Here is a 13,222-nt window from a genome sequence, read left to right on the forward strand (position 1 = left end):
TTTCCACCAAACGTTTGTTAGGCGGAGGGTAGCCGCGAATGGAGCTGAAGGGGAGGGTCGCGGTCGTCACCGGCGGCACGCGCGGGGTCGGCGCCGGGATCGCGCGCTCGTTCACGAAGGCGGGCGCCGAGGTCGTCGTCTGCGCCCGCAGACCACCCGAAGTGCTCCTCCCGGGAACGGAGTTCGCGCCGCTCGACGTACGGGACGCGGACGCCGTAGGGCAGTTCTTCGAGAAGCTGCCCCGGCTGGACGTCCTCGTCAACAACGCGGGCGGCGCCCCCTACCGGCTGCTGGCCGACGCGGACGCGGCCCGGCACGCGCGGGTGGTCGAGCTCAACCTCCTCGCCCCGCTGACGGTCTCCCTCGCCGCGTACGAGGGGCTGCGCCGGGCGCGGGGCAGTGTCGTGATGATCGGCAGCGTCAGCGGGGCCCGGCCCTCACCGGGCACCGCCGCGTACGGGGCCGCGAAGGCGGGGCTGGAGAGCCTGGCCCGCTCGATGGCGGTGGAGTGGGCCCCGGACGTCCGGGTCAACACGCTGGTCGTCGGCATGGTCCGCACCGAGCTGGCCTCTCTGCACTACGGCGACGAGGACGGGGTCGCCGCCGTCGCCCGCACCGTCCCGCTCGGCCGCCTCGCCGAGCCCTCCGACGTCGGCGCGGCGGCCGTCTTCCTCGCCTCGGACGCCGCCGCGTACCTCACCGGGTCCTCCCTGCTGGTGCACGGGGGAGGGGAACGGCCCGCGTTCCTCGACGCATCGACCGCCCACAAGGAGACATGAGATGAGCGCGAACCACGACGGACGGGTGGTCGTCGTCACCGGCGCCGGACGCGGCCTCGGGCGGGCGCACGCACTGGCGTTCGCGGCCGAGGGCGCCCGGGTCGTCGTCAACGACCTCGGCGTCGGCCTCGACGGCACCCCGGGCTCCGACGGCTCCCCGGCCGCGCACGTCGTCGACGAGATCCGTGAGGCGGGCGGCGAGGCCGTCGCCCACGCCGGGGACGTCGCCACCACCGAGGGCGCGGCGTCCCTCGTCGCCCGCGCGCTGGAGACGTACGGCCGGCTCGACACCCTCGTCAACAACGCCGGGTTCCTGCGCGACCGGATGCTCGTCAACCTCGGCGAGGACGACTGGGACGCGGTCGTGCGCGTCCATCTCACGGGCCATTTCCTGCCGCTCAGGCACGCCGCCGCCCACTGGCGCGCCGAGGCCAGGGCCGGACGGACCCCGGTGGCGCGGATCGTCAACACCAGCAGCGGCGCCGGCCTGCTGGGCTCGGTCGGGCAGGGCAACTACAGCGCCGCCAAGGCCGGGATCGTGGGCCTGACCCTGGTCGCGGCGGCGGAACTCGCCCGGTACGGCGTCCAGGTCAACGCCGTCGCCCCGGCCGCCCGGACCCGGATGACGGAACGGACCTTCGCCGCGACCATGGCCGCCCCCGGACAGGGCTTCGACGCGATGGCCCCCGAGAACGTCTCCCCGCTGGTGGTCTGGCTGGGCTCCGCGGCGAGCGAGGGCGTCACCGGACGGGTCTTCGAGGCCGAGGCCGGACGCATCACCGTGATGGAGGGCTGGCGGCCCGGCCCGACGGCGGACCGCGGCGCACGCTGGACCCCGGCCCAGGCGGGCGAGGCGGCCCTGGAACTCCTGGCCCGCTCGGAGCCGCCGGGAGCCGTCTACGGGGCCGCGGACACGCCCTAGGTGGCACGCCCTAGGTGTCGCACTCCAGCACCGTCCGGCACAGCGCGCACCGCGCCCGCACCCGGCCCTTCACCGGGACCCTGATCCTCTGGTGGCAGGTCGGGCAGGGGAAGGAGACCCGCAGCCCGCCGCCGTCCGGGGTGAAGGCGTACGGCACCTCCGTCTGCCCTTGGGCGCCGTGCCGGCGGTCGCGCGCGTACCGGCGCCGTCCCGCCCAGCCCGCCGCGGTCAGCGGCGGCTGCTGCCCGTCCTGCCGGGCCCGGACCATGCCCTTGGTGTACGCCGTGTACGCCTGCGCGCTGGTGAACCACACCGAGGGGTCCTCGCCGAACAGCAGCGCCCGCTTGGCCAGCACGTACCCGAACTCCTCCGGCGTCAGATAGCCGAGCTTCTGCGAGGACGCCCCGTCCTCGCGAAAGGCGTCCAGGAGCAGCCAGCCGGCGCCCAGATAGGTCGCGGCCGTGTCCGTGAGGATCTCGTTCTCCCGGGTGCCGGGGAAGGACAGGCCGAGGCGGTGCAGATAGACGTGCATCACCTCATGGGCCAGCGCCGCCCCGATGTCCCGCCGATGGGTGCGGAACCGGTCGTTCAGCTCCACGAAGTACTCCGGCCCGGCCGCGAGTTCGACGTTCGCCGCATGCCGCATCTCCCGGAAGCCGACGATGAACCGGGCGTCGGGGAGCCGGTAGTGCCGCACCAGCTCACGGGCCACGCGCTGGGTGCCCAGATGGAGGTCGTCGGTGTCGCAGAAGGCCACGTCGACGGGGGCGACGCTCGCCTCGAACATCCGGACACCGTCGTACGACAGCCTTCTGTACAGCGCGGTGATCGACTCCCGCACCGTCGTCAGATGCGGGTAGCCGTGCTCGACCGGTCCGTCGTTCGACACGCCCGTACCCCCAAGACGCCGACAACCCACCTCCACTGTACGTCCGCGCACCAGGTCACCGGCTCCTGAGATACGGCGCCGCCCGGGCCGCCTCCTCCAGCTCCAGCACCCGGATGTCGTTGGCGCCCTCCCGCAGGACCGGCCCGGGGACGTACAGACCCCGCTGGGGGCCCGCCGACCAGTAGCGGCCGAGGCCGAACCCGTTGATCCACACGAAACCGCGGGTCCAGCCGGGCAGTTCGAGCACCGCGTCACCGGCGCCGCGGACCGTGAGCGTGCCCCGGTACAGGCCGGGGGAGGTGGTGTCGCCGGGCGCCCCGAACACCACGTCCGTCACGTCGTCCAGGGCGTCCAGACGCAGCCCGCGCGCGCGGACCCCGTGCAGATACTGCCGCTCGTGCAGCAGCCCTCCGGTGATCCCCTTGGGCTCGCCGGTGCGCGGGCCGTAGTTGACGCGCCCCAGGGACTCCACCCACAGCTCCACGCGCGCGTGCCCGGCGACCGGCTCCGCCAGGCGCGCGTCGGTCTCGGTCAGGACCCCGGCGCGCTCGCCGTCGACGTACACCACCGCGAGGTCGCGCAGCCCGCGCGCGGTCAGCGGATACGGCTGCCGGGGCCCCGGCACCGTCACCTCGTAGTGGACCAGGCCCCGGTCGACGTCCAGCTCCTCGAAGGTGGGCGGGACCGCGAAGACGCCCGGCGGGCCGCCCAGGGCCCTCATCACCTCGCCCAGCGGCGCCCAGCCCGTCAGCTCCGCCGCGGCCCGCCCGCCCAGCGCGGCCGGCGCGGGCGGCACGTGCGGCAGCGGACCCTCCGCGTACGCGGCGAGCACCTCGCGAAAACGCCAGAACTTGTCCGTCGGTGCGCCGAACTCGTCGACCGGGGCGTCGTAGTCGTACGACGTCACGTCCGGCTCCAGCACGCCCTCGTGCAGCTCACCGCCCCGGTTCGCGCCCGCCCAGCCCGCGAAGCTCGTCCCGCCGTGCGCCATGTAGAGGTTCACGGACGCCCCGCACTCCAGGATCTCCCGCAGGGTCCGCGCCGCGTCCCGCGCGTCGCGCACGGCGTGCCCGGCGCCCCAGTGGTCGAACCAGCCGCACCAGAACTCCATGCACATCAGCGGGCCCGACGGCCGGTGGCGGCGCAGCGCGGCGAACGCCTCCCGCGCGCCCGAGCCGAAGTTCACCGTCGCCAGCACCCCGGGCACCGAGCCGCCCGTCAGCATGTGGTCCTCGGGCCCGTCCGAGGTGAACAGCGGCACAGTGACGCCCGCCTCGCGCAGCAGCCCCGCCAGCCGGGCCAGGTACTCCGCGTCCGAGCCGTAGCTGCCGTACTCGTTCTCGACCTGCACCATGATCACCGGGCCGCCCCGGCCGATCTGCCGGTCCACCACCCCGGGCAGCAGCCGCCGGAACCAGGACTCCACCCGCGCCAGGTAGCGCGCGTCACGCGTGCGTGCCGCTCCGTCCACCCAGTGCGGCAGCCCGCCGTTCTCCCACTCGGCGCAGATGTACGGGCCCGGCCGCACGATCGCCCACAGCCCCGCCCGCCGCGCCGCGTCCAGGAACCGGCCCAGCGCCTCCACGTCCCGGAACACGCCGGGCCGCGGCTCGTGCAGGTTCCACGGGACGTACGTCTCCACGCAGTTGAGGCCCATCGCCCGCAGCATCGCCAGCCGGTGACCCCACTGCGCCTCGTGCACCCGGAAGTAGTGCAGCGCGCCGGACAGCAGCCGCACCGGCCGCCCGTCCAGCAGGAAGTCGTCGTCCCCCACCGTGAACTCGCTCATACCGGCCACCATCGCCTCTGGCGCAGGTCAGGGTCCATGGACAAAGATCGAACCGGCTTGGACGGACGGACCCCGACCGGAGCGGGGGCGCGCACGGGCACGGAGACGGAAGGGGCCCGCCGGTGACCTATCAGACCTGGATGCGCTTCTTCACGCCCGGCCCCGCCCACCACCGCCTGGGCCTCGTCTGCCTCGGCGTCGGCCTCCAGTACGGCGCGCTGCCCACCGTCGGACCCCGCACCCTGGACCACCACGTCGCCGTCGTCATCAGCTCCGGCGCCGGCTGGTACACCGACCCGGCCGACCCCCAGGGCCGCCGTACGGCCGTCACCGCGCCCGCGCTGCTGTGGCTCACCCCGGGTGTCCCGCACCACTACGGGCCCGACCCCGGCACCGGCTGGGACGAGGGGTTCGTCGACTTCGCCGGGCCCGCGACCGCCTCCTACACCGACCTCGGCTACATCGAGCCCGACCGGCCCGTGGTGCCCCTCACCGACGCGACCGGACCCCGTGCCGTGATCGGACGCATGGCGCGCGCCGCCCGCCGCGACAACCCGCTCCTGGAGGTCGAGACGGGCGCCGCCGTCCACGAGCTCCTCGTCGCGCTGCGCCGCGCGCGGGCCGACCTCACCCCCGACGGCCACCAGGTCCTGAAGGCGCTCGCCCGGGACGCCTGCCTGCCCCTGTCGGTCGCCGAGCACGCCGCCCGGCACCACATGACCCTCGCCGAACTGCGCACGGCGGTCAGGCGCGGCGCCGGATGCAGCCCCAAGGACTACCTCCTCGGCATCCGGCTCGGCCGCGCCAAGGAACTCCTCGCCGGCACCGAACTGCCCGTCGCCGCCGTCGCCCGCCGCGTCGGCTACGACGACCCCGCCTACTTCTCCCGGCTGTTCACCCGCCGTGTCGGCACCGCGCCCGTCCGGTTCCGCGCCCAGCAGGGCCGCACCGTCCCCGGCGGCTTCACCGACCGGGTCCCCGACCCCGCCGATCCACCCGTCATCCACGCTCCGCCCGCCCCGTAGGGTGGGCGACCATGACCACCAGCAACACAGGATCCGGTGACGTCGACCCCGCCGTGCGCGAGGAGCTCGCCCGGCTGCGCGACAGCATCGACAACATCGACGCCGCCGTCGTCCACATGCTCGCCGAACGCTTCAAGGCCACCCAGCAGGTCGGCCACCTCAAGGCCCAGCACCAGCTGCCGCCCGCCGACCCGGCCCGCGAGGCCCGGCAGATCGAACGGCTGCGCAGCCTCGCCGGGAACGCCAAGCTCGACCCGGCGTTCGCCGAGAAGTTCCTGAACTTCATCATCGCCGAGGTGATCCGCCACCACGAACGCATCGCGGAGACCGTCGAGAACACGACGAACACCGTGAACGGCCGTCCCTCCGCGGCGGATTGACGGACGGCGGCGATCAGCGGGCCGAGGGGCCGGTCCACCAGCCGGTTCCGCCCGGGACGTGACAGGAGGGCCCGGCCGGGGCATGCCGCGCCGTGCACTCCTTGTCAGCCGACGGGCACGCCCCGTCAGCGCGTTGCGCATAAGCTGGTTGTCCCATCGCGGGAGGGACGTCGGGCCATGCCGTCGGATGCCACGATCCTCATCGTCGACGATCACGAGGACACGCTGTACGCGCTGGAGAGCGCCCTCGCCCCGCTGGGCTACCGGCTCACCCGCGCCACCAGCGGCGACGAGGCGCTCAAGCACGTGCTCCGCGGCCAGGTCGGCCTGCTCCTGCTCGACGTGCGCATGCCGGGCGTCAGCGGCCTCGACGTGGTGCGCTACATGCGCCGCGTGGAACAGACCCAGCACATCCCCGTCGTCCTGCTCACCGGCTTCGGAGCCGACCAGGACCTGACCGCCACCGCCTTCGGGCTCGGCGTCGCCGACCTGATCATGAAGCCCATCGACCCCTGGACGCTGCGTACCAAGGTCCGCTACCTCTACGACACCCACCGCAGGCGGCTCGCCCTGGAGGAGGAGGTCCGCGAGCTGCGCGCCCTCCTGGAGAACCAGGGCCGCGGCGGCAACGGCCACCCGGACAACGGGTACCCCCGCGTCCCCCCGCAGCGCGGCCAGGGCGCGCACGGCGAACGCCTCGAACAGGACCGGACATAGGCCGCGTACCGGCCCGCCCCTGTGCCGTGCCCCTCCCATCAGGCAGCATGTCCACCATGTCCGTACTGACGCGCGACGAAGCGCAGACCCGTGCCAAGCTCCTGGACGTCCACGGTTACACGATCGACCTCGATCTGACGACCGGGGACGACACCTTCGACTCCCGTACCGTCATCCGCTTCACCGCGCGCACGGACACCGACACCTTCGTCGAGCTCAAGCCCGCCGAGCTGCGGTCCGTCACCCTCGACGGCGACGCCCTCGACCCCGCGGCCCTCGACGGCAACCGGCTGCCGCTGAAGGACCTCACCGCCGGCGAGCACGAACTGCGGATCGACGCGGCCATGCGCTACTCCCGCACCGGCGAGGGCATGCACCGCTTCACCGACCCCACCGACGGCGAGACCTACGTCTACACCCAGCTCTTCATGGACGACGTCCAGCGCGTCTTCGCCGCCTTCGACCAGCCCGACCTCAAGTCCGTCTTCACCCTCACCGTCCGGGCCCCCGAAGGCTGGCACGTCCTCGCCAACGGCGTCACCACCCGCCAGGAGGACGGCCGCTGGCAGGCCGCGCCCACCCCGCCGATCTCCACCTACCTCGTCGCCGTCGCCGCCGGCCCCTGGCACTCCGTCACCACCGAGCACCGCGGCCTGCCCTTCGGCATCCACTGCCGCCGCTCGCTCGCCGAACACCTCGACGCGGACGCCGACGAACTGCTGGAGATCACCCGGCAGTGCTACGACCGCTACCACGAGAAGTTCGACGAGCCCTACCCCTTCGACTCCTACGACCAGGCCTTCGTCCCCGAGTTCAACGCCGGCGCCATGGAGAACCCCGGACTGGTCACCTTCCGCGACGAGTTCGTCTACCGCTCCGCCGTCACCGACACCGAGCGCCAGACCCGCGCCATGGTCATCGCCCACGAGATGGCCCACATGTGGTTCGGCGACCTCGTCACCCTGCGCTGGTGGGACGACATCTGGCTGAACGAGTCCTTCGCCGAGTACATGGGCTACCAGACCCTCACCGAGGCGACCCGCTTCACCGACACCTGGACCGACTTCGGGGTCGTCCGCAAGGGCTGGGGCTACGACGCCGACCAGCGCCCCTCCACCCACCCCGTCGCCCCCGACCCGCAGGCCGTGCCCGACACCGCCTCCGCCATGCTCAACTTCGACGGCATCTCCTACGCCAAGGGCGCCTCCGCACTGCGGCAGCTGGTGACCTGGCTCGGCGAGAAGGACTTCCTCGCCGGCATCAACACCCACTTCGCGCGCCACAAGTTCGCCAACGCCACCCTCGCCGACTTCATCGACTCCCTCGCGAGCACCACCGACCGCGACGTGCACGCCTGGGCCGAGGCCTGGCTGCGCACCACCGGCGTCGACACGATCGAGGCCGAGGTCGCCCATGGCGCGGAGAGCGGCACCTGGACGCTGGACATCCGGCACACCGGCAGCCGCCCGCACCGCATCGCCGTCGGCCTCTACGACCTGGACGTCGCCGACGAGGGCCGCCACCTCGTGCTGCGCGAACGCCTCGACGCGGACGTCCCGCAGAGCGGCACCCTGCCCATCGGCAAGCGCCCCGCCCTGCTCGTCCTCAACGACGGCGACCTCACCTACGCCAAGGTCCGCTTCGACGCCGAGTCCTTCGACACCATCAGGACCAGCCTGTCCGGACTGCCCGAGGCGCTCACCCGCGCCGTCGTCTGGAACGCCCTGCGCGACGCCGTCCGCGACGGCGAACTCCCCGCCGCCGCCTACCTGGAGACGGCCCGCGCCCATCTGCCCCACGAGACGGACCTCGCCCTCGTCCAGGGCGTCCTCGCCTTCGCCGCCGGACAGGTCGCCGACCGCTACCTCGCCCCCGACGAGCGCCCGGCCGCCCTGGCCACCCTCACCTCCCTGTGCCGCGACCTCATCCGCCGCACCGAGGACGGCGACCACCCCGGCCTGCGCCTGATCGCCGTACGCCACTTCATCGACGTCGCCGCCCACCCCGACACCATCGCCGCCTGGCTCGCCGAGGGGACCGTGCCCGGCGGCCCCGAACTCGACCCCGAGCTGCGCTGGCGCGTGCTGGGCCGGCTCGCCGTCCTCGGCGCCACCGACGAGGCCACGATCGCCGCCGAACTGGACCGCGACCCCTCCGCCACCGGCCAGGAGGGCGCAGCCCGCTGCCGTGCCGCACTGCCCGACGCCGACGCCAAGGAGAAGGCCTGGGCGTCCATGTTCGGCGGCGACGACCTCTCCAACTACCTTTTCACCGCCACCGCCCGCGGCTTCTGGCAGCCCGAACAGGCCGACCTCGTAGGCCCGTACGTCGCCCGCTTCTACGAGGACGCCCTCGCGCTCGCCGCCCGCCGCGGCCCCGCCATGGCCGAGGCCGCCGGACGCTGGGCGTTCCCCGTGCACGCCGTCGACGCCGAGACCCTCCGCCTCGGCGAGAGCTGTCTGAGCGACGGCGAGCCCACCCCCGCCCTGCGCAGGAAGCTCGTCGACCAACTCGACGACCTCGCCCGCGCGTTGCGGGTGAGACAGCGGTAACCCCACGGGGTCCGCGGGACCTTCCCGCGGACCCCGACACGCTTTCCCCGCACGGACGTACCCCCTTTCGGGTACCGATCGTTGAGCTTCCCGGGCGCGCCCACCAGGCCGCATCCAAGCTGGACTCCTCTAGACCAGCGCGCCCGGGAGGACCTCATGAGCACCGTGCCGCTCGCCTCGGGCCCGGACGGCCCGCACGCCCTGCGCCCGCTGCTCGACACCGTCCTCGACGCGCTCGCCGACGGCACCCGCGCCCGCGGCGGCCCCCTCCCCGCGGGCGGCTCCGGACCGGTCGCCGCCCGTCTCCTGGCCGCCCTCGGCGACCCGCTGCCCGACGAGGGCGACCCCGACGCCCTGCGCCGTCTCGTCACCGCCTTCGCCGAGACCGCCGCCGACCCGGCCCACCCCCTGTGCGCCGCCCACCTGCACTGCCCGCCGCTGGCCGTGGCCACCGCCGCCGACCTCGCCGCCTCCGCCCTCAACCCGTCCCTGGACTCCTGGGACCAGGCACCGGGCGCCTCCGAGCTGGAAGCGGCCGTCACCCGGGCCCTGGCGGCCGAGGTCTACCGCCCGGCGATCCCGTCCGCCGCCTCCGCCCCCGACGCGCTCGTCACGACCGGCGGCACCGAGTCCAACCAGCTCGCCCTCCTCCTCGCCCGCGAGACCCACCCCGGCGTCCGTCTCCTCTGCGGCGCCGCCGCCCACCACTCCCTGCCCCGCGCCGCCTGGCTGCTGGGCCTGCCCGAGCCGCACATCCTGCCCACCCCCACCGGCACCCTCGACCCGGCCGCCCTCGACGAGGCCCTCACCCGTCTCCCCGGCCCGCATCTCGTCGCCGCGACCGCGGGCACCACCGACGCCGGACTCATCGACCCGCTGCCCCGGATCGCCGCCGTCTGCCGCTCCCACGGCGCCCGCCTCCACATCGACGCCGCCTACGGCGGAGGGCTCCTGTTCAGCGCCCGCCACCGCCATCTGCTCACCGGCCTGGACGCCGCCGCGACCGTCACGCTCGACCTGCACAAGCTCGGCTGGCAGCCCGTCGCCGCCGGCCTCCTCGCCGTCCGGGACGCTCGCGACCTCGCCGTCCTCGGACAGCGCGCCGACTACCTCAACGCCGACGACGACACCGAGGCCGGACTGCCCGACCTCCTCGGCCGCTCCCCGCGCACCACCCGGCGCCCCGACATCCTCAAGATCGCCGTCACGCTCCAGACCCTCGGCCGCACCGGACTCGGCCGTCTCGTCGACCAGGTCTGCGCGAGCGCGCGGGAGTTCGCCGACCTGATCGACCGCCACCCCGGCTTCGAGCTCCACGCCGCCCCCACCCTCAGCACGGTCCTCTTCCGCCCCGCGCGGGCCGACGACGACACCGTCGCCGCCGTACGCCGGGCGCTGCTCACCGACGGGCGCGCCGTCCTCGGCCGGGCCCGGACGCAGGACCGGCTCTGGCTCAAGGCCACCCTGCTCAACCCCCGTACCAGGGCAGACGACCTGGCCGCCCTGCTCCCTCTCGTCGCACGACTCGTGGAAGGACACACCCCCCGATGAGCACCACCCCCACCCCGCCCCACCACGAGCCCGACAGCCCCCGCGACCTCGTCGGCATCGGCATCGGCCCCTTCAACCTCTCCCTGGCCGCGCTCGCCCAGCCCCTCACCGAACTCGACGCCGTCTTCTACGACCAGCGCCCCGCCTTCGACTGGCACCCGGGCCTGCTCATCGAGGGCGCCCGGGTCCAAGTGCCCTTCCTCGCCGACCTGGTGACGCTCGCCGACCCCACGAGCCCCTGGAGCTTCCTCAACTACCTCAGGACCCGCGAGCGGCTCTTCCCCTTCTACTTCGCCGAGCGCTTCCACATCCAGCGCGCCGAGTACGACGCCTACTGCCGCTGGGTCGCGGACAGCCTCCCCGGACTCCGCTTCGGCCACCAGGTCGACGCCGTCCGCTGGAACCCCGAACGCGACGTCTTCGAGGTCGACTTCACCCAGCTCGACGCCGACGGCGAGGCGGAGGCGCTCGGCCGGACGTACACCCGCAACATCGTCCTGGGCGTCGGCACCGAACCGTACGTCCCCGACCCCCTCAAGCCGCTGGTGGACGCGGCAGGCGTCCCCGTCCTGCACGCCGCCGACTACCTCGCCCACCGCGACCGGCTGCGCGCGGCCGACCACGTCACCGTCATCGGCACCGGGCAGTCGGGCGCCGAGGTCTTCCTCGACCTGCTCAGAGCGCGCCCAGCCGGCCGCGAGGGCCTGCACTGGCTCGGCCGCACCCCCGCGTTCGCCCCCATGGAGTACTCCAGGCTCGGCCTGGAGCACTTCACCCCCGACTACACCCGCTACTTCCACGCCCTCGCCGAAGGCGCCCGGGACCGTCTCACCGCCGGCCAGTGGCAGCTCCACAAGGGCATCGACGCGGACACCATCGCCGCGATCCACGACGAGCTGTACCGCCGCAGCCTCGACGGCGGCTGGCCCGACGTCCGTCTCACCCCCGGCGTCCGCGTCCGCACGGCGGGCCGCCTCGCCGCCACCAAGGTCGAACTCCACCTCGAACACACGGAACAGAACAGCCGCTCCCGGCTCACCACCGACGCCGTCGTCCTCGCCACCGGCTACCGCGAACGCCCCCTGGACCGCGTCCTCGCCGGACTGGACCCCTACCTGCGCCGCGACAGCCGCGAACGCCCGCGCGTCGACGACCGGTTCAGACTGGTCATGGACCCGTCCGTCACCGGCTCCCTCCACGTCCAGAACGCCGAACGCCACACCCACGGCGTCGGCGCCCCCGACCTCGGCCTCGCGGCCTGGCGCAGCGCGACGATCCTCAACTCCCTGACGGGGAAAACCCCTTACCCGCTCCCCACCCGAACGGCCTTCACGACCTTCGGCCTCGAACCGCAGCCCCGCGTCCCCGCCGCCCGCCAGGAACCGGCGGTCCTCACCCCGCTGGTCGAGGGCTGCTGAACGGAATGCGACGGGCGGCGCCCCTGTTGGCCCCTGCATGACCGCCACCTGGATCGCCGCCCACCGCGCCGCCGTCATCGACCCGCATCTCGGCTTCAGCCTGTTCGAGCCCCGCGGTTTCACCGACCAGACCGTCAGACAGTCCCTGCGGCTCGCGGGAGGGGGTGAGGCGCTGCGTGTGCACCTGAGCAACCGCTACGGCACACAGCCCCTGCGCATCGGCGGCGCCCACCTCGCCGTACGCACCCATGGCAGCGGCATCGACCCCGCGAGCGACACCCCGCTCAGCTTCTCCGGCTCCACCACGGTGACCCTCGCCGCCGGTGAGGAGACCGTCAGCGACCCCGTCGAACGCCCCGTGCGCGCCGGGCAGGAGCTCACCGTCAGCCTCCATCTGCCCGGCGCCACCGGCCTGAGCACCTACACGGCCGTCCCCTACGACACCGGGTACGCCGTCCCGGGCGACCGGCTCACCGCCGAAGTCCTCACCGGGGCGCAGGAGTTGCCCACCGGCCACTACCTGACCGGTGTCGATGTCCTCGCCCCCGAGGACACCCGGATCGCCGTCGCGTTCGGCGACTCCTGGATCGAGGGCGCCTTCACCACACCGGGCACCGCGAACAGCTTCCCCGCCCAGCTCGGCCGCCGTCTGGACCGGGGCTGGATCGTGGGCCAGGGCATCTCCGGCAACCGGCTGCTCACCGACGGGGTCGGCGCCCGTCTGCTGTCCCGCGTCGACCACGACGTCCTCGCCGTGCCGGGTGTCAGCCACGTCCTGATCCACATCGGCCTCAACGACCTCGGCCTGCCCGGCGCCCAGTCGTTCCCCGAACCCCCGGCGGACATCCCGGACGCCGACACGCTCGTCGCCGGTCTGACCGAACTCGCCGGCCGGCTCCGCGCCGCCGGGCTCACCGTCATCGGCGGCACCCTCGGCCCCTACGCCGGAACCGTCTACGACGGCGTCGACACTCCCGGCGGACAGGCCGTGCGCCGCCAGGTCAACGACTGGCTCCGAGGCCCCGACCATCCCTTCGACGCCGTCATCGACATCGCGGCGGCCGTCGCCGACCCGGACCGCCCCGACCGGATCCGCGACGAGTACAACGCCGGCGACGGCCTCCACCTCAACGACGCGGGCGCCAAGGCGGTGGCCGACGCCGTCGACCTGTCCCTCCTCAAACTCTGAGCCTCCGGCGG

General features: G+C 73.8%; 11 protein-coding genes. 9 read left to right on the top strand and 2 right to left on the bottom strand.

What is annotated here, in order from left to right:
- Window positions 1-38: 38 nt before the first annotated feature.
- A complete protein-coding gene (locus ACIPSE_RS18800; RefSeq protein WP_401663919.1) occupies window positions 39-779 on the top strand; it encodes an SDR family oxidoreductase in 741 nt (246 codons plus the stop codon).
- Between the two features lies 1 nt (window position 780).
- Entirely contained in the window at window positions 781-1,701 is a 921-nt protein-coding gene (locus ACIPSE_RS18805; RefSeq protein WP_401663922.1) for an SDR family oxidoreductase, read from the top strand.
- Window positions 1,702-1,711: 10 nt separating this feature from the next.
- Here the strand turns inward: ACIPSE_RS18805 and ACIPSE_RS18810 are convergent, their stop codons facing one another.
- Both ACIPSE_RS18810 and ACIPSE_RS18815 read right to left on the bottom strand, forming a co-directional pair.
- Window positions 1,712-2,590 (bottom strand): hypothetical protein, encoded by an 879-nt coding sequence (locus ACIPSE_RS18810; protein ID WP_401663925.1) that lies wholly within the window; start codon window positions 2,588-2,590, stop codon window positions 1,712-1,714.
- A gap of 55 nt (window positions 2,591-2,645) precedes the next feature.
- Entirely contained in the window at window positions 2,646-4,379 is a 1,734-nt protein-coding gene (locus ACIPSE_RS18815; protein ID WP_401663927.1) for a beta-galactosidase family protein, read from the bottom strand.
- A 140-nt stretch (window positions 4,380-4,519) separates the two neighbouring features.
- Between ACIPSE_RS18815 and ACIPSE_RS18820 the strand changes: the two genes are divergently transcribed.
- The 7 genes from ACIPSE_RS18820 (at window position 4,520) to ACIPSE_RS18850 (ending at window position 13,211) form a co-directional block, all read left to right on the top strand.
- Entirely contained in the window at window positions 4,520-5,404 is an 885-nt protein-coding gene (locus tag ACIPSE_RS18820) for an AraC family transcriptional regulator (RefSeq protein WP_401664453.1), read from the top strand.
- An 11-nt stretch (window positions 5,405-5,415) separates the two neighbouring features.
- Window positions 5,416-5,784, top strand: a complete 369-nt coding sequence (locus ACIPSE_RS18825) for a chorismate mutase (RefSeq protein WP_401663930.1) — start codon at window positions 5,416-5,418, stop codon at window positions 5,782-5,784.
- 177 nt (window positions 5,785-5,961) lie between these two features.
- Window positions 5,962-6,501, top strand: coding sequence for a two-component system response regulator (locus ACIPSE_RS18830; protein ID WP_401663932.1), 540 nt, complete (start codon window positions 5,962-5,964; stop codon window positions 6,499-6,501).
- A 56-nt stretch (window positions 6,502-6,557) separates the two neighbouring features.
- The gene (pepN, locus tag ACIPSE_RS18835) at window positions 6,558-9,053 is read left to right on the top strand and encodes an aminopeptidase N (RefSeq protein ID WP_401663934.1); all 2,496 of its coding nucleotides are present in this window, start codon (window positions 6,558-6,560) and stop codon (window positions 9,051-9,053) included.
- Window positions 9,054-9,209: 156 nt separating this feature from the next.
- The gene (locus ACIPSE_RS18840; RefSeq protein ID WP_401663937.1) at window positions 9,210-10,604 is read left to right on the top strand and encodes a pyridoxal phosphate-dependent decarboxylase family protein; all 1,395 of its coding nucleotides are present in this window, start codon (window positions 9,210-9,212) and stop codon (window positions 10,602-10,604) included.
- On the top strand, window positions 10,601-12,022 hold the full coding sequence (locus ACIPSE_RS18845) for a lysine N(6)-hydroxylase/L-ornithine N(5)-oxygenase family protein (protein WP_401663939.1): 1,422 nt from the start codon (window positions 10,601-10,603) through the stop codon (window positions 12,020-12,022). The genes ACIPSE_RS18840 and ACIPSE_RS18845 overlap by 4 nt, the downstream gene beginning before the upstream one ends.
- A 37-nt stretch (window positions 12,023-12,059) precedes the next feature.
- Window positions 12,060-13,211 carry a GDSL-type esterase/lipase family protein gene (locus ACIPSE_RS18850; protein WP_401663942.1) on the top strand — a complete coding sequence of 384 codons (1,152 nt, stop codon included), beginning with the start codon at window positions 12,060-12,062 and terminating at the stop codon, window positions 13,209-13,211.
- The last annotated feature ends 11 nt before the right edge of the window (window positions 13,212-13,222 follow it).

The sequence above is a fragment of the Streptomyces sp. NPDC090106 genome, assembly GCF_044747265.1.
In the GTDB taxonomy this organism is placed as follows: Bacteria; Actinomycetota; Actinomycetes; order Streptomycetales; family Streptomycetaceae; genus Streptomyces.

Excerpts from the sequence above, each read along its gene's own strand:
- ACIPSE_RS18800 (WP_401663919.1), top strand. The coding sequence starts at position 39 with ATGGAGCTGAAGGGGAGGGTCGCGGTCGTCACCGGCGGCACGCGCGGG.
- ACIPSE_RS18805 (WP_401663922.1), top strand. The coding sequence starts at position 781 with ATGAGCGCGAACCACGACGGACGGGTGGTCGTCGTCACCGGCGCCGGA.
- ACIPSE_RS18815 (WP_401663927.1), bottom strand. The coding sequence starts at position 4,379 with ATGAGCGAGTTCACGGTGGGGGACGACGACTTCCTGCTGGACGGGCGG.
- ACIPSE_RS18820 (WP_401664453.1), top strand. The coding sequence starts at position 4,520 with ATGCGCTTCTTCACGCCCGGCCCCGCCCACCACCGCCTGGGCCTCGTC.
- ACIPSE_RS18825 (WP_401663930.1), top strand. The coding sequence starts at position 5,416 with ATGACCACCAGCAACACAGGATCCGGTGACGTCGACCCCGCCGTGCGC.
- ACIPSE_RS18830 (WP_401663932.1), top strand. The coding sequence starts at position 5,962 with ATGCCGTCGGATGCCACGATCCTCATCGTCGACGATCACGAGGACACG.
- pepN (WP_401663934.1), top strand. The coding sequence starts at position 6,558 with ATGTCCGTACTGACGCGCGACGAAGCGCAGACCCGTGCCAAGCTCCTG.
- ACIPSE_RS18840 (WP_401663937.1), top strand. The coding sequence starts at position 9,210 with ATGAGCACCGTGCCGCTCGCCTCGGGCCCGGACGGCCCGCACGCCCTG.
- ACIPSE_RS18845 (WP_401663939.1), top strand. The coding sequence starts at position 10,601 with ATGAGCACCACCCCCACCCCGCCCCACCACGAGCCCGACAGCCCCCGC.
- ACIPSE_RS18850 (WP_401663942.1), top strand. The coding sequence starts at position 12,060 with ATGACCGCCACCTGGATCGCCGCCCACCGCGCCGCCGTCATCGACCCG.